Source organism: Suilimivivens sp. (assembly GCF_037359455.1).
GTDB classification, from domain to species: Bacteria; Bacillota; Clostridia; order Lachnospirales; family Lachnospiraceae; genus Suilimivivens; species Suilimivivens aceti.
Genome location: NZ_JAXXXI010000030.1, coordinates 82,397 through 98,656 on the forward strand (window position 1 = coordinate 82,397; position 16,260 = coordinate 98,656).

A 16,260-nucleotide genomic window follows, 5' to 3' on the forward strand; every position below is an offset into this window, starting at 1 on the left:
ATGAAAATAAAAGGAAACAGATATGGCATTTACGCATCTTCATGTACATACAGAATACAGTCTTCTGGACGGTTCCAACAAAATAAAGGAATATGTCAGGCGTGTTAAGGAGCTTGGCATGGACAGTGCAGCGATCACAGACCATGGCGTTATGTATGGGGTGATCGATTTTTATAAAGCGTGCAGGGCAGAGGGGATCAGGCCGATCCTTGGCTGTGAGGTCTATGTGGCACCCAATTCCCGTTTTGATAAGGAGCTGACTGGAGGGGATGACAGATATTATCATTTGGTGCTCCTTGCAGAAAACAATACCGGCTATAATAATCTGACCAGGATCGTAAGCCGTGGATTTACCGAGGGGTATTACTATAAGCCCAGGGTAGATATGGAGCTGTTACAGGAATTCCATGAGGGCATTATAGCCCTTTCTGCCTGTCTGGCAGGAGAGGTGCAGCGCTATATCACCAAAGGGCTTTATGATGAGGCAAAGAAGACGGCACTGAAGTATCAGGCATGCTTTGGCAAGGGCAATTATTTTCTGGAGCTGCAGGATCACGGACTGCCGGAGCAGAAGATGGTCAATACGGCGCTGCTGCAGATGAGTAAGGAGCTGGATATTCCGCTGGTAGCGACCAATGATGTGCATTATACCTATAAGGAGGATGTAAAGCCACACGATATCCTGCTTTGCCTCCAGACCGGCAAGAAGCTGGCAGATGAAGACAGAATGCGTTACGTGGGCGGTCAGTACTATGTGAAGAGTGAAGAGGAGATGAAGGCTCTTTTCCCTTATGCATGGGAAGCCGTGGAGAATACCCAGAGGATTGCGGACAGATGTAACGTGGAGATCGAGTTTGGCGTGACCAAGCTGCCCCATTTTGAAGTGCCGGAGGGATATGATTCCTGGACGTATCTAAACAAGCTCTGTACAGACGGACTGAAGGAGCGTTATGGGGATGAGAATGCACCAGCCGGGAAAACGGGACAGACCTTAAGAGAACGCCTTGATTATGAGCTTTCTGTTATCAAGACTATGGGGTACGTGGATTATTTCCTGATCGTGTGGGATTTTATCAATTATGCCAAGTCCAATCAGATCATGGTGGGACCGGGGCGTGGTTCTGCGGCGGGAAGTATTGTTTCCTATACGCTGAAGATCACGGATATTGACCCGATCAAGTATAATCTGCTGTTTGAACGCTTCCTGAACCCGGAGCGTGTGTCCATGCCCGATATTGATATTGATTTCTGCTTCGAAAGAAGACAGGAGGTTATTGACTATGTCAGCCGCAAATATGGCAAGGAAAAGGTGGTTCAGATCGTAACCTTCGGTACACTGGCGGCAAAGGGTGTGATCCGTGATGTGGGAAGAGTGATGGATCTTCCTTATAATTATGTAGACAGTCTTGCCAAGATGATCCCGCAGGAGCTGAATATCACCATTGATAAGGCACTGCAGATGAATCCGGAGCTGCGGGGACTGTATGAGAGTGATCCCAAGGTGAAGGAACTGATCGATATGAGCAAGCGTCTTGAGGGTCTGCCAAGGCACACATCCATGCATGCAGCCGGTGTCGTGATCTGTTCCAGACCCGCAGAGGAGCTGGTACCGCTTTCGAGAGGTGCCGATGGTTCGATCACGACCCAGTTTACCATGACGACCATTGAAGAGCTGGGGCTTCTGAAAATGGATTTTCTGGGACTCCGTACCCTGACTGTGATCCGGGATGCGGTAGCCCTTGTGAAGAAGAGTAAGGGTGTTTCTATTAATATCGATCAGATCGATTATGATGATAAAAAGGTGTTTGCATCCCTTTCCACGGGAAAGACGGACGGTGTGTTCCAGCTGGAAAGCGGGGGCATGAAGAACTTCATGAAGGAGCTTAAGCCGGAGAATCTGGAGGATGTGATCGCGGGAATTTCCCTGTATCGTCCGGGCCCCATGGACTTTATTCCAAAGTACATCAAAGGTAAAAACAGTGAAGGATCTATCGTGTACAGCTGTCCGCAGCTTAAGCCGATCCTGGCACCGACCTATGGCTGTATCGTATATCAGGAGCAGGTTATGCAGATCGTGAGGGATCTTGGGGGCTATACCCTTGGACGAAGCGATCTGGTGCGGCGTGCCATGAGTAAGAAGAAACAGGCGGTCATGGAAAAGGAGCGTGCTAACTTCATTTACGGAAATGAAGAGGAGGGTGTGCCCGGCTGTGTGGCAAAGGGTATTTCAGAGCAGGTGGCTTCCGGAATCTATGATGACATGATGGATTTCGCCAAATATGCATTTAACAAGTCCCATGCGGCCTGTTATGCGGTGGTTGCCTATCAGACAGCTTACCTGAAATATTACTATCCGGTAGAATTTATGGCGGCGCTTATGACTTCCGTGATTGATAATCCCGGAAAGGTGGCAGAATATATTATGGTGTGCCGCAGTATGGGGATCAGCATCCTGCCGCCTGACATCAATCAGGGAGAAAGCGGCTTTTCTGTAAAGGACAGATCCATCCGCTATGCACTGACAGCAATCAAGAGCGTGGGACGGCCTGTGATCGAAGCTGTTGTGAAGGAGAGGAATGAGCACGGTGAATTCCTGAATCTGAAGGATTTTATCAGCCGTATGTCCGATAAGGAGATCAACAAAAAGGCGATTGAGAACTTTATCAAGGCCGGGGCCTTTGACAGTCTGCCCGGTACCAGAAAACAGTTTATGGTAGCTTACGGGAAGATCATGGATCATATCGTGAAGGACCGGAAGAACAATATGGCAGGACAGATGAGTCTTTTTGACCTGGTTTCCACAGAAGAAAAGGAGGAGTTTGATATCCGCCTTCCTGATGTTGGGGAGTATCCAAAGGAGATGCTCCTTGCCTTTGAAAAGGAGGTGCTTGGTGTCTATGTCAGCGGGCATCCGCTTGAAGAACAGGAGGAGCTCTGGAAAAAAGGGATCACCAATACCACAGCAGACTTTGTACTGAATGAGGAAACGGGTATTCCGATAGTGAAGGATGGTGACAGCGCCACGATCGGCGGCCTGATCGCAGATAGAAAGATCAAGTATACAAAGAATGACAAGATCATGGCATTTCTGCAGATCGAGGATCTGCTTGGCAGCGTGGAGGTCATTGTTTTTCCAAGGGACTATGAAAAATACAACAGCAGGCTTGTAGAAGATGGTAAGGTCTTTATTAAAGGCAGGGTATCTCTTGAGGAGGACCGGGATGGCAAGCTGATCTGTGAAAGGATTACTTCCTTTGATGAAATCCCAAAGAAGCTATGGATCCGATTCCCCACTATGGAGGCATATGAAGCAGGGATCGAGGATCTTTTAAGGGATATCTCGGAGTCAGAAGGGAATGACAGTGTTGTTCTTTATATAGAAGATAAAAAGCAGATGAAAAAACTGCCTCCGGGAAGAAACGTAAATGCAGATGAGGCTCTTTATGATGCCTTATGTAAAAAGTATGGAAAAGATAACATAAAAATAGCATGGGACGTGAAAAAAGATTGAAATAGGCAGAAAAAAGGGTTAAAATAACCTCAAATCAGAGAGGAATCTGAAGATACGGAAAGGATTGGGAGCATATGGCAAAGGAAATTAAGACCATTGGTGTTCTGACCAGCGGCGGTGATGCCCCGGGTATGAATGCAGCAATCCGTGCAGTTGTCAGAAAAGCAATTGCAAACGGTGTTAAGGTTAAGGGAATCAAGAAGGGCTATAAGGGCCTGTTAAATGAAGAGATCGTTGATATGGAAAAGAAGGATGTTTCCGATACCATTGAGCGTGGTGGAACGATCCTTGGAACAGCAAGATGTCCGGAGTTCAAGACAGAGGAAACCCAGCTGAAGGCAGCAGAGATCTGCCAGAAGCATGGAATTGACGGTCTGGTTGTCATTGGCGGTGATGGTTCTTACAGAGGAGCACAGGCACTGGCAAGACATGGGATCAATACTATTGGACTTCCGGGAACTATCGACCTGGATATTGCCTGTACAGAATATACGATCGGATTTGATACAGCGATCAACACGGCCATGCAGGCAATCGATAAGATCAGGGACACCTCTTCCTCCCATGAAAGATGCAGTATTATTGAAGTAATGGGCAGAAATGCCGGATATATTGCATTGTGGTGCGGTGTTGCCAATGGGGCGGAGGATATTCTGCTTCCTGAGAAATATGACTTTAACGAACAGAATATCATTAATAATATTATCAATAACAGAAAGCGTGGGAAGACCCATCACATTATCATCAATGCGGAGGGTATCGGACATTCTACATCCATGGCGAGAAGGATTGAAGCAGCAACAGGAATCGAGACAAGAGCTACGATTCTTGGCTATATGCAGCGTGGAGGAAGTCCTACCTGTAAGGATCGTTTCTATGCCTCTATTATGGGAGCGTATGCAGCTGATATTATCTGCGAGGGAAAGAGCAATCGTGTAGTTGGCTATCAGCATGGTGAGTTTGTTGATTTTGATATTGAGGATGCGCTGGCTATGCAGAAGACGATCCCGGAATATCAGTATCAGGTCAGCAGGATCCTGTCCCTGTAAGACGGATATAGTAGATAATCTGACACAACGCAATGAGGCGGAGTTTTTACTCCGCCTTTTTCTACAGGAGGATTATATGATTTCCAGTACAGCAAACAGCCGGGTGAAGCATGTAGTACAGCTTCGTGAAAAGGGCAGAGAGCGAAAAAAGGAAGGTGTTTTTCTGGCAGAGGGTATCAGAATGTTTCAGGAAACACCAGCCAGCAGGATCAGGGAATTATATATAGAAGAAACACTGGCGGAACGGCCGCAGACAGAAGATTTTTCTGAAAAAATCGAAGCCTGCAGACAGGCTGGTATTTTCGTCGAAACAGTCAGCAGTGAGGTCATGAAAAAGATGGCGGATACCATGTCACCACAGGGAGTACTGGTGGTGGCAGAGATGTTTGCTTATCAGCCGGAAGAGCTGATCCTAGAGGCAGTAAAGAGAAGGGAACAGGAAGGAAGGGATCCTTTGTTCCTGCTTCTTGAGGATGTGCAGGATCCAGGGAACCTTGGAACGATGATCCGTACAGCAGAAGGAGCCGGGGCAGACGGGATTTTTATGACAGAAGGGTGCGTGGATGTATATAATCCCAAAACCATCCGTTCAACAATGGGATCACTGTACCGGATGCCTTTTGTATGCGGAGCATCTCTTCTGGAGGTGACAGCTCTTTTGAAAAGGGAGAAGATCACTACCTATGCAGCCCACCTGAAGGGCGAGAAATTTTTCCATGAAATAGATTACCATGGAGGCAGTGCCTTCCTGATTGGAAATGAGGGAAATGGCCTGCGGGAGGAAACAGCGGATCTGGCGGATACCTATCTGAAGATCCCCATGGAGGGGAAGCTGGAGTCATTAAATGCGGCTATGGCAGCAGGACTTCTGATGTATCAGAGCCGGTATGGAGGAGCAGACAGTGCATGGCACTGAAAATGATAAAAAGGAGGAACTGGGATGAAAATTGGATTTATCGGACTTGGTAATATGGCAAAGGCCATGATCGGTGGTATGCTTTCCAAAGAGATCGTCAGAAAAGAGGATATCATCGGATCAGCAAAAACGGAGCATACACTGGATCAGGTGAACCAGATGTATGGAATCATGACAACATCAGATAATCAGCTTGTAGCAAAAGAAGCGGATATCCTTTTCCTTGCCATCAAGCCGCAGTTTTTCGGGGAGGTGCTTCCTGAGATCAGGGGAGTCCTTCGGAAGGAGGCTCTGATCGTCAGCATTGCAGCGGGCAAGACCATTGCAGATATCGAAGGACTGCTGTCTGCGGATATCAAGCTGGTACGCTGTATGCCAAACACCCCGGCTCTTGTCGGAGAAGGCTGTACCGGCGTCTGCCGGAACGGGCATGTCAGCGATGAAGAGATGGAAGTCTGTATGAAGCTGCTTAGAAGCTTCGGAGTAGCTGAAGAAGTGCCGGAGCGGCTGATCAATGCAGTGGCCGGAGTCAGTGGATGCTCACCTGCATATGTATTCCAGTTCCTTGAGGCACTGGCAGACGGAGCAGTGCTTGCAGGTATGCCAAGAAAGCAGGCATATACCTTTGCTGCGCAGGCGGTTCTTGGCAGTGCAAAGCTGATGCTGGAGACAGGAAAGCACCCGGGCGAACTGAAGGATATGGTAACCTCCCCTGCCGGAACGACCATTGAAGGTGTCCGGGTTCTGGAGGAGAAGGGCTTTCGCGGTGCAGTGATCGATGCCGTAAAAGCATCTGTTGAAAAATCTGAAAATATGTAATTTTTATGTAACAATATTACTAAAAAACGGTAATTTTGTCGACCAAAAAATCTGTGCTTTCTTGGGAAACTTGACAAGATTAGGTCAATTTGCTATGATTGTTCGCATATTTATCGTAATAAAAATGTAATAAATTACCAAATAGACGATGGAAGAACAATCAGTATCAATCGTATCACGGAGGTATCCTAATGATACAGAGAAAACAGCTGTATTTTTTGTGTGCGGCAGTAGTGCTTTTCCTGACCTGCTTTTTCCTTGTATCCATGAGATCACAAGCGGCGGAGAAGAAGGAGGAGTATGAGTTTCCCGTATCAGGTGTGGCAGAGGTGCTGGATCCCAGTGCACTTAGCAATGATGCACCTGTAGAGGAAGAGAAAGAACTGAACATAAACCAGAAGTTTGAAAATGAAAAGGCACGAATGGAGAAGGAGCTGGCTATGGCAAATGTCCAGAATGCCCTGAACATCCGTGCAGAGGCTGACGAAAAGTCCGAGAAGGTAGGTTACCTTTATAAGGACTGTGGCGGTACTATCCTTGAAAGAAAGGATGGATGGACCAGGATCAAATCAGGCAATGTGATTGGCTGGGCCAAGGACGAATATCTGCTGTTTGGGGAAGAGGCCAAGGCTATGGCTGAGGATGTGGGCAACTGGATCGTTACCCTGGATGTTTCGGCGGTAAGAGTCCGCAAGGAGCCAAGCATGGATGCTGAGATCTACGGTCTGCTTGCCTATGATGATTCTGTGGAATTTATTGACGAAGTGAATAACAGCTGGATCAGTGTAGATTATAATGATGAAGTGGGATACGTCAATACCGATTTTATCAATGTGAAATTCCATATTGATGAAGGAGAAACCATGGAGGTCATCAAGGTCAGGGAGCAGGAGGAAGCAGAGCGGAAGCGTAAGGCAAACCGTGGTGCTGTATCGGCAGATGCGGATGAGACCCGGCTTCTTGGGGCATTGATCTACTGTGAGGCAGGAAATCAGCCTTATGAAGGAAAGCTTGGCGTAGGTGCAGTTGTTATGAACCGTGTCAGAAGCGGTGCCTATCCCAATACTATTCATGCCGTTATTTATGCGTCAGGTCAGTTTACACCTGCCATGACAGGCAAGGTGGCGAGAGCCTACGAAGGAAATGTACCGGAGTCATGTCTTCAGGCAGCCCAGGCTGCTATTAACGGGGAAACGACTATCGGGGATGCAACACATTTCCGCCGGGCAGGCAAGCATGAGGGTTACGTGATCGGGGATCATGTTTTCTGGTAGGAGAAGGAGGAGTCTATGAGTGAGGTAACAATCTGGCTTGCAGTTCTTGTTGTATGTGTGGGAATTGAGATTGCAACCATGGGGCTGACGACTATATGGTTTGCAGGAGGAGCACTTGTGAGTGCCATACTGGCGGCTCTGAATGCACCGCTCTGGCTTCAGATCGTGGCATTCTTTGCGGTATCATTGATCCTGCTTTATTTGACAAGACCTGTTGCAGTGAAGTATTTTAATAAGGACAGAGTAAAGACTAATGTGGAGAGCCTGATCGGCAGACAGGCCATTGTGATCAGCGAGATTGATAATCTGCAGGGGATCGGACAGGTTACTGTGGGTGGTCAGGAATGGAGCGCAAGGAGTGTGAAGGATGATGTACAGCTGCCAGTAGGGAGTGTTGTGGTTGTCCGGTCCGTGAGCGGTGTGAAGCTGATCGTGGAGGAGAAGGATCTCTCAGCGGAGAATGAACAGTAAATAGAGCGTCAGATAGTTCTGACAGAGAAAGAAGAGGTTTTTTATGGGAGTTGTAGTGCTTGTATTATTGATACTTATCGTACTGATCCTGGCATCCTGCGTAAAGATCGTACCGCAGGCATATGCTTATGTAGTAGAGAGACTGGGTGCTTATCAGGGAAGCTGGTCTGTTGGTCTTCATATTAAAATGCCATTGATCGACAGAGTGGCGAAGAAGATCAATCTGAAGGAACAGGTAGTGGATTTTGCACCGCAGCCTGTTATTACCAAGGATAATGTAACCATGAGGATTGATACTGTTGTATTTTTCCAGATCACGGATCCGAAGCTGTTTGCCTATGGAGTGGAGAACCCGATCATGGCGATCGAGAACCTGACAGCAACAACCCTTCGTAATATCATCGGAGATCTGGAGCTGGATCAGACACTGACATCCAGAGAGACTATTAATACCAAGATGAGGGCAAGCCTTGATGAGGCCACAGATCCATGGGGCATCAAGGTGAACCGTGTAGAACTTAAGAATATCATTCCTCCGGCAGAGATACAGAACGCCATGGAAAGACAGATGAAGGCAGAACGTGAGCGAAGAGAAGCAGTAACACGTGCAGAGGGTGAAAAGAAAGCAAACGTTACTGTAGCAGAGGGTAAGAAGGAAGCAGCGATTCTGGAAGCGCAGGCAGAGAAGCAGTCAGCAATCCTCCGTGCAGAGGCACAGAAGGAAAAGATGATCCGTGAGGCAGAGGGTGAAGCGGAAGCGATCCTGAAGGTACAGCAGGCAACGGCAGATGGTATCCGTATGATCCGTGAAGCCGGTGCGGATGAAGCAGTACTCCGCATTAAGAGCCTGGAAGCCTTTGAAAGGGCTGCAGACGGTAAGGCAACCAAGATCATTATCCCCTCTGAGATCCAGGGAATTGCAGGACTTGCAGCATCCGTGAAAGAGCTTGTTTCTGACAAATAAAAGCAGACAGAACGAAAGAACAGAGGACAGCAGTATGGCAAACGTAGATTTAAAGGGAAGAAATTTTTTGAAGCTGCTTGATTTTACACAGGAAGAGATCCTGTATCTCATCGATCTGGCAGCAGATCTGAAGAAGAAAAAGAAGGATGGCGTGCTGACACAGGATATGCATCGTGGTAAGAATGTAGCTCTGATCTTTGAGAAGACCAGTACCAGAACCAGATGCTCCTTTGAGGTGGCAGCCCATGATCTTGGAATGGGAACCACATATCTGGATCCGTCAGGCTCCCAGATTGGAAAAAAGGAGAGCATTGCAGATACAGCAAGAGTCCTTGGCAGAATGTATGATGGTATCGAGTACCGTGGCTTTGGACAGGATATCGTAGAGGAGCTGGCAAAGTATGCGGGGGTTCCTGTATGGAACGGTCTGACCAATGAATTTCATCCGACCCAGATGCTGGCAGATGTGCTGACCATCCGTGAGAAGCTTGGCAGGATTAAAGGCGTGAAGCTGACCTATATGGGAGATGCCCGTTACAATATGGGAAATTCCCTGATGGTTGTCTGCGCAAAGCTTGGCATGCATTTCACTGCATGTACCACGAAGAAATATTTCCCGGATGCAGAGCTTGTAAAGATCTGTGAAGCACTGGCAAAGGAGAGTGGCGGTTCCATTACCCTGACAGAGGATGTGGAAGCAGGCACAAAGGGCGCTGATGTTATTTATACGGATGTATGGGTATCCATGGGTGAGCCTGATGCTGCATGGACAGAGAGGATCAGGGAGCTTAGTCCTTATCAGGTCAATAAAAGGGTGATGGAGAATGCAGGAAGCCAGGCAATCTTCATGCACTGTCTCCCGGCATTCCATGATCTGAAGACGAAGATCGGTAAGGAAATGGGAGAGAAGTTCGGCATTACCGAAATGGAAGTAACAGACGAAGTATTTGAGTCAGAACAGTCAGTGGTATTTGATGAGGCGGAGAACCGCATGCATACGATCAAGGCTGTTATGGCAGCAACACTGTAAGGACAGGGAAAACAGATGACATCCTCAAGAAAAACAGAGGTATTACAGCTTCTTCGCAACAGCGGGGATTATGTTTCCGGACAGCAGATCTGTGAGACACTTGGTATTTCCAGAACTGCAGTATGGAAGATCATGAACCAGCTTAAGGAAGAGGGATATGAAATAGAAGCAGGACAGAATAAGGGGTATCGCTTAAACGGTACCCCTGATGTGTTGTCTCTTGCAGAATTACAAAGCAGGGTCAAAACCAGAATGGCGGGAAAGGAACTGCTTTATTTTGACGTTATTGATTCCACTAATCTGGAGGCGAAAAGGCGGGCTGAGGAGGGTGCACCTGAGGGACTTCTGATCGTGGCTGACAAGCAGGTGGCCGGCAGGGGAAGAAGAGGCAGAAGCTGGGAATCTCCAGCAGGTGCCAATATTTTCATGACGCTGCTGCTCAGACCCTCCTATTCAGCTGACTGTGTATCTATGGTAACGCTTGTGATGGCACTGAGCGTTGCACAGGCGATCGAAGAGGTTTCAAAGCTGCCTGTCAGGATCAAGTGGCCCAATGATATTGTAGTGAATAAAAAGAAGGTCGTGGGGATCCTGACAGAGCTGACGATGGAAGCAGATTATGTCCAGTATATGGTCAGCGGTGTTGGAATCAATGTGAATCAGACCTCTTTCCCGGAGGAGATCAGTGCTACAGCAAGTTCCCTGTATCTGGAAAAGGGACAGAAGGTGAACCGGGCGCTTCTGGTGCAGAAGTCCATGGAGCATTTTGATGAAAATTATGAAATTTTCTGCAGGACAGATGATATGACGGGACTGATAGGGCTCTACAATACCCTTCTTGTGAATAAGGAAGTGACAGTCAGGGTGCTGGATCCTAGAGGAGAGTATGAGGGCATTGCCCATGGTATCAATGAAAAGGGAGAGCTGATCGTAGAGAAGGAAGATGGCAGCGTGGAAAATGTCTACGCAGGAGAAGTATCAGTCAGAGGGATTTATGGCTATGTCTGAAGAAGGAAGAATGGTGCTCTGTGGCGCCAATGCATACGATAAGAAATATTATTTTAATGAAAAATTTAACGGGATCCCGGAATCCATCAAGAATGAGCTGCACATTATCTGCGTACTGTTCACGGAAGAGGTGGGCGGTATTTTTACCATAGAATTTGAGGAGGATGGAAGTGTATCCATGCGGACGGAGTACAGCGATGAGGATTTTCTGTATGATGAGATCGCCAGTGGACTTCTGGTGGGTGAGATCCGGAGGAAGAGGACAGAGCTTTTTGAATCCTTAAGCCTGTATTACCGGGTGTTTATCCTGCATGAGGATATGGGAGAACTGTTTACGGAGGAATAAAAAATGCTGTTAGTAGTTGATGTAGGGAATACCAATATCACCTTTGGTGTGTATGATAAGAAAGAGCTTGTGACAACATTCAGGATGATGAGCAAGCAGCCAAGAACCTCAGATGAGTATGGCATCAGCCTTCGGGAGCTGCTCCGACTGAATCATATTGAAAAGAAGGATATCGAAGGAACGATCATTGCCAGCGTGGTGCCGGGCGTGATGCATTCTCTGACAGGTGCACTTGTCAGATATATCGGGACAACACCTGTCATTGTGGGACCTGGTGTGAAGACAGGAATCAGGATCACCTCTGATAATCCAAGAGAGATCGGACCTGACCGTATCGTGGATGTGGTAGCAGCCTATGAGCTGTATGGGGGACCGGTGCTGGTTCTTGATTTTGGTACGGCAACCACATACGATCTTGTAACAGAGGATGGATGCTTCGGGGTTGGTATTACAGCACCCGGCATCAGGATCTCAGCCAAGGCACTGTGGGAAGATACTGCAAAGCTTCCGGAGATCGAGATCAAAAAGCCGGATTCCATTCTGGCAAAGGAAACGATCACCAGTATGCAGGCAGGTCTTGTTTATGGACAGATCGGCCAGACAGAATATATCATCAGACAGGTGATGAAGGAAACAGGCTATGAAAATCTGAAGGTTGTGGCAACCGGTGGCCTTGGAAGGATCATTGCGGATGCAACTGACATGATCCAGATCTATGACAGAAATCTGACACTGGAAGGACTTCGTATCATTTACGAAAAAAATACAGGAAGGAAATCATAAGATGGAACTCAGCGGGCTGAAGATCGGACAGGTAACTCTCGAAAATCCTTTGATACTCGCTCCGATGGCAGGTGTGACAGACCTGCCTTTTCGTTTACTGTGCCGGGAAAAGGGAGCAGGACTTGTCTGCATGGAAATGGTCAGTGCCAAGGCCATTTATTATCATAATAAAAATACAGAGGATCTTCTGAAGATCCACGAAAAGGAAAGACCGGCATCCCTACAGCTTTTTGGATCTGATCCGAAGATCATCAGTGAGATGGCGAGGAGGATCGAAGACAGACCATTTGCCATTCTGGATTTCAACATGGGCTGTCCGGTTCCAAAGGTCGTGAACAACGGGGAAGGGTCAGCACTGATGAAAAATCCGGTTCTGGCAGCAGAGATCCTTTCTTCCCTGGTAAAGGCAGTGCAGAAGCCGGTAACGGTGAAGATCAGAAAGGGCTTTGATGAAGCACATGTGAATGCTGTGGAGATGGCGAGGATTGCAGAGGACTGTGGTGTGGCGGCAATTGCGGTTCATGGCAGGACAAGGGAGCAGTATTATTCCGGCAGTGCAGACTGGGATATCATCCGTCAGGTGAAGGAGGCAGTGTCGATCCCTGTGATCGGAAACGGGGATGTAGTGGATGGACCTTCCGCAAAAAGGCTTGTAGAAGAAACCGGATGTGACGGTATCATGATCGGCCGTGGTGCCAGAGGAAACCCGTGGATCTTTGGAGAGATCGAAGAATACCTGAAAACAGGAGAAATGCCTGACAGACCATCTGGAAAAGAGGTCTGCGATATGATCCTGAGACATATGGAGCTGGCACTTTCTGTGAAGGGAGAGTATACGGCAGTCAGGGAGATGCGGAAGCATATCGCCTGGTATACGGCAGGCTATCCGGATTCTTCCATGCTGCGCAGAAAGGTTAATGAGATTGAGGACTATCAGGAGCTGCAGGAAGAGGTAATCCGGGTTTTTGATAGGGACAGATGAAAAGATTCCTGCCAGGGAAATGCATAAAGAACCAGACAGGCACATATGCTTTCTTATGGAAAAGGAAAGCAGAACAGTTTATTATGTAACAACAGGCAAAGAAACGATTTCAGAGCGGAAAAGCCTTCCTGTTTATCACTGTGACAGGACACTGCCTTATCCGGGTGGTGAGATCCATATTTTTTTCAGCACTCTTCCAGACGGTCTGGAAGAAGAATTAAAAAAGAAAAGGAAAAGAAAGAAACGGGAGCAGCTGCTACTGGAAGCGATGGAACGGGCCTTGGAGCTGACGGATGAAAATGTGGAAATCCTTTTTTCGGACAATCTGTGCAGGATTTTTAACAGAGAGCAGAGTGTGTCTGACGAACTGTATGCCGCGTGGCTTTTTCAGAAGCTGAAGGGAAGGACAGCTCCTCATTTCAGTCTGGAGCTGCCGGGGGAATACGGGTTTCTGATGAGAGAAAAGGTACTCTTTCTGCTGCAGCCCTATCTGAAACGCATTAACCGGATCACCTTTATTAAGCGCAGGTCCGTGGCAGAAGAAGCAATCATTCCGGGGATGGGAACTGGGATAATGGATGAATTGGCAGATTACTTCTATGGGGAGTATGGGATCCTCTCAGGACAGGCAGAGGAACCGGAGGTGGGGAGCTTTTATCTGAAGTTTTCAAATGATGCGCAAATGCTGAATTTTCTTGACACTACGGTGAAAAGTGGTTATAATACGAAAGTTGATTAAGACGTTCTGTCTTTATTTTTATAACAAAGTATGCAGGATAAGCTGCCGGGGGCAGGCTTTCTGTATGGATGGAAGGGCGAATAGCAATGGAAGAGAAGAAGAACATACTTACTTATGAAGGACTTCGCAAATATGAAGATGAGCTCCATGATCTGAAGGTCATTAAGAGAAAAGAAGTAGCGCAGAAGATCAAGGAAGCAAGAGAGCAGGGTGACCTTTCTGAAAACGCTGAATACGATGCTGCAAAGGATGAGCAGAGAGATATCGAAGCAAGAATCGAAGAACTGGAAAAAATCTTAAAGAACGCCGAAGTCGTTGTTGAAGATGAGGTTGACCTCGACAAGATCAGCATCGGCTGCCGTGTTAAGATTCTGGATATGGAATATAATGAGGAGCTGGATTACAAGATCGTTGGTTCCACAGAGGCAAACAGCTTAAAGGGTAAGATCTCCAATGAGTCTCCTGTCGGTAAGGCTCTGCTTGGCAGAAAGACCGGAGATATTGTAGAGGTAGAAACGCAGGCAGGTATCCTGAAGTACAAGGTACTTGAGATCCAGCGTTCCAACTAAGGAGGAAGTTATTGTGGCTACACAGCAGAATAATCAACCACAGCAGGAGCAGGACGTAAATCAGCTTCTGAAGGTTCGTAGAGAGAAGCTTGCAGCTTTGCAGGAGGCAGGCAAGGATCCGTTTAAGATCACCAAATTTGACCAGACGCATCATACTGATGAAGCGAAGGAATTATATACAGCGCATGAGGAAAAGCTTCTGGCAGGCCATGTGACTCCCAGCGTAGAGGGCATGGATGAAGTACAGGCCAGGGAAGTCCTGAATGCAGATTATAATGAGAGAAGAGCCATCATGGATGCAGAGCCCATCATGGTATCCATTGCGGGACGTATGATGTTCAAGCGTGTTATGGGTAAGGCCTCTTTCTGCAATATCCAGGATCTGAAGGGAACAATCCAGGTTTATGTGGCAAAGGATGCCATCGGCGAAGAATCCTATGCAGATTTCAAGAAATCTGACATTGGTGATATTTATGGTATTAAGGGATATGTTTTCCGTACGAAGACCGGCGAGATCTCCATTCATGCTGTGGAAATGACCATGCTCAGCAAGAGCCTGCAGATCCTGCCGGAGAAGTTCCACGGTCTGACTGATACCGACACCCGTTATCGTCAGAGATATGTGGATCTGATCATGAATGCCGACAGTAAGGAGGTATTCATCAAGCGCTCCAGGATCATCAAGGAGATCCGTAAATTCCTGGATGGCAGAAACTTCATGGAAGTGGAAACTCCGATGCTGGTATCCAATGCCGGTGGTGCGGCTGCAAGACCGTTTGATACCCATTACAATGCACTGGATGAGGATGTAAAGCTTCGTATCTCACTGGAATTATATCTGAAGAGACTGATCGTTGGCGGTCTTGAGAGAGTATATGAAATCGGCCGTGTTTTCCGTAACGAGGGTGTTGATACCAGACACAATCCGGAATTTACATTAATGGAATTGTATCAGGCATATACAGATTACGAAGGAATGATGGAGCTTACCGAGTCCATGTTCCGTTATCTGGCTGAGGCAGTCCTTGGGACAACAAAGTTTGAATATAATGGTATTGAGCTGGATTTCGGCAAGCCGTTTGAACGTATCACCATGACAGACTGCATTAAGAAATATGCAGGTGTTGACTTTGATGCGGTAGCAACAGACGAAGAGGCCAAGGCACTTGCCAGAGAGCACCACATTGAATTTGAGGATCGTCATACCAAGGGCGATATCGTAAACCTGTTCTTCGAAGAATACTGTGAAAAGAACCTGATCCAGCCTACCTTTGTGACTGACCATCCACTTGCTATTTCTCCTCTGACCAAGAAGAGACCGGATGACCCGAATAAGGTAGAACGTTTCGAGTTATTTATTAATACATGGGAAATGTGTAATGCGTATTCCGAGCTGAACGATCCTATCGACCAGAGAGAGCGTTTCGCTGCTCAGGATGCTGCATTTGAAGCCGGTGATGAGGAAGCAAACCATACCGATGAGGACTTCCTGAATGCACTGAGCATCGGTATGCCTCCGACAGGTGGTATTGGCTATGGTATTGACCGGCTGGTAATGCTGCTTACAGACAGTCAGGCGATCCGCGATGTATTGTTGTTCCCGACAATGAAGTCCTTAGATGGTGTAAATAAGAAAAATGATGTAAATAATACAGCTTCTGAAGCACCTGAAAAAAATGTAAAAACTGAGTCTGAAAAGATTGATTTTTCTAAGGTAAAGGTAGAGCCTTTATTTGAGGAATTTGTTGATTTTGATACATTCAGCAAGTCAGATTTCCGTGCAGTAAAGGTTAAAGAGT

General features: G+C 47.2%; 15 protein-coding genes. All 15 read left to right on the forward strand.

The window, feature by feature from the left end:
* The first annotated feature begins 22 nt into the window (after positions 1 to 22).
* Positions 23 to 3,511 carry a DNA polymerase III subunit alpha gene (locus WJQ40_RS04395; RefSeq protein ID WP_337538106.1) on the forward strand — a complete coding sequence of 1,163 codons (3,489 nt, stop codon included), beginning with the start codon at positions 23 to 25 and terminating at the stop codon, positions 3,509 to 3,511.
* A gap of 74 nt (positions 3,512 to 3,585) precedes the next feature.
* Positions 3,586 to 4,560, forward strand: a complete 975-nt coding sequence (gene pfkA, locus WJQ40_RS04400; RefSeq protein ID WP_118798047.1) for a 6-phosphofructokinase — start codon at positions 3,586 to 3,588, stop codon at positions 4,558 to 4,560.
* Between the two features lie 76 nt (positions 4,561 to 4,636).
* Complete coding sequence (locus WJQ40_RS04405; protein ID WP_337538109.1) at positions 4,637 to 5,476, forward strand: RNA methyltransferase; 840 nt, start codon at positions 4,637 to 4,639, stop codon at positions 5,474 to 5,476.
* Between the two features lie 24 nt (positions 5,477 to 5,500).
* Entirely contained in the window at positions 5,501 to 6,295 is a 795-nt protein-coding gene (gene proC / locus WJQ40_RS04410; protein WP_337538111.1) for a pyrroline-5-carboxylate reductase, read from the forward strand.
* Between the two features lie 191 nt (positions 6,296 to 6,486).
* On the forward strand, positions 6,487 to 7,569 hold the full coding sequence (locus tag WJQ40_RS04415) for a cell wall hydrolase (RefSeq protein ID WP_337538113.1): 1,083 nt from the start codon (positions 6,487 to 6,489) through the stop codon (positions 7,567 to 7,569).
* Positions 7,570 to 7,584: 15 nt separating this feature from the next.
* A complete protein-coding gene (locus WJQ40_RS04420; protein ID WP_337538114.1) occupies positions 7,585 to 8,040 on the forward strand; it encodes an NfeD family protein in 456 nt (151 codons plus the stop codon).
* Positions 8,041 to 8,083: 43 nt separating this feature from the next.
* Positions 8,084 to 9,004, forward strand: a complete 921-nt coding sequence (locus WJQ40_RS04425; RefSeq protein ID WP_337538116.1) for a stomatin-like protein — start codon at positions 8,084 to 8,086, stop codon at positions 9,002 to 9,004.
* Between the two features lie 34 nt (positions 9,005 to 9,038).
* On the forward strand, positions 9,039 to 10,034 hold the full coding sequence (gene argF / locus WJQ40_RS04430) for an ornithine carbamoyltransferase (RefSeq protein ID WP_337538117.1): 996 nt from the start codon (positions 9,039 to 9,041) through the stop codon (positions 10,032 to 10,034).
* Between the two features lie 15 nt (positions 10,035 to 10,049).
* The gene (locus WJQ40_RS04435) at positions 10,050 to 11,042 is read left to right on the forward strand and encodes a biotin--[acetyl-CoA-carboxylase] ligase (protein WP_337405040.1); all 993 of its coding nucleotides are present in this window, start codon (positions 10,050 to 10,052) and stop codon (positions 11,040 to 11,042) included.
* On the forward strand, positions 11,035 to 11,388 hold the full coding sequence (locus WJQ40_RS04440; protein ID WP_118798054.1) for a DUF6145 family protein: 354 nt from the start codon (positions 11,035 to 11,037) through the stop codon (positions 11,386 to 11,388). The genes WJQ40_RS04435 and WJQ40_RS04440 overlap by 8 nt, the downstream gene beginning before the upstream one ends.
* Positions 11,389 to 11,391: 3 nt before the next feature.
* Complete coding sequence (locus WJQ40_RS04445; protein ID WP_262574944.1) at positions 11,392 to 12,171, forward strand: type III pantothenate kinase; 780 nt, start codon at positions 11,392 to 11,394, stop codon at positions 12,169 to 12,171.
* Position 12,172: 1 nt separating this feature from the next.
* Entirely contained in the window at positions 12,173 to 13,153 is a 981-nt protein-coding gene (gene dusB, locus WJQ40_RS04450; protein WP_337538120.1) for a tRNA dihydrouridine synthase DusB, read from the forward strand.
* On the forward strand, positions 13,137 to 13,892 hold the full coding sequence (locus tag WJQ40_RS04455) for a hypothetical protein (protein ID WP_337538122.1): 756 nt from the start codon (positions 13,137 to 13,139) through the stop codon (positions 13,890 to 13,892). Before dusB ends, WJQ40_RS04455 begins: the two co-directional genes overlap by 17 nt.
* An 86-nt stretch (positions 13,893 to 13,978) precedes the next feature.
* Positions 13,979 to 14,461 carry a transcription elongation factor GreA gene (greA, locus tag WJQ40_RS04460; protein WP_262574948.1) on the forward strand — a complete coding sequence of 161 codons (483 nt, stop codon included), beginning with the start codon at positions 13,979 to 13,981 and terminating at the stop codon, positions 14,459 to 14,461.
* A gap of 13 nt (positions 14,462 to 14,474) precedes the next feature.
* Positions 14,475 to 16,260: lysine--tRNA ligase (lysS, locus tag WJQ40_RS04465; protein ID WP_337538124.1), on the forward strand; the 1,786-nt coding region annotated here is incomplete at its 3' end.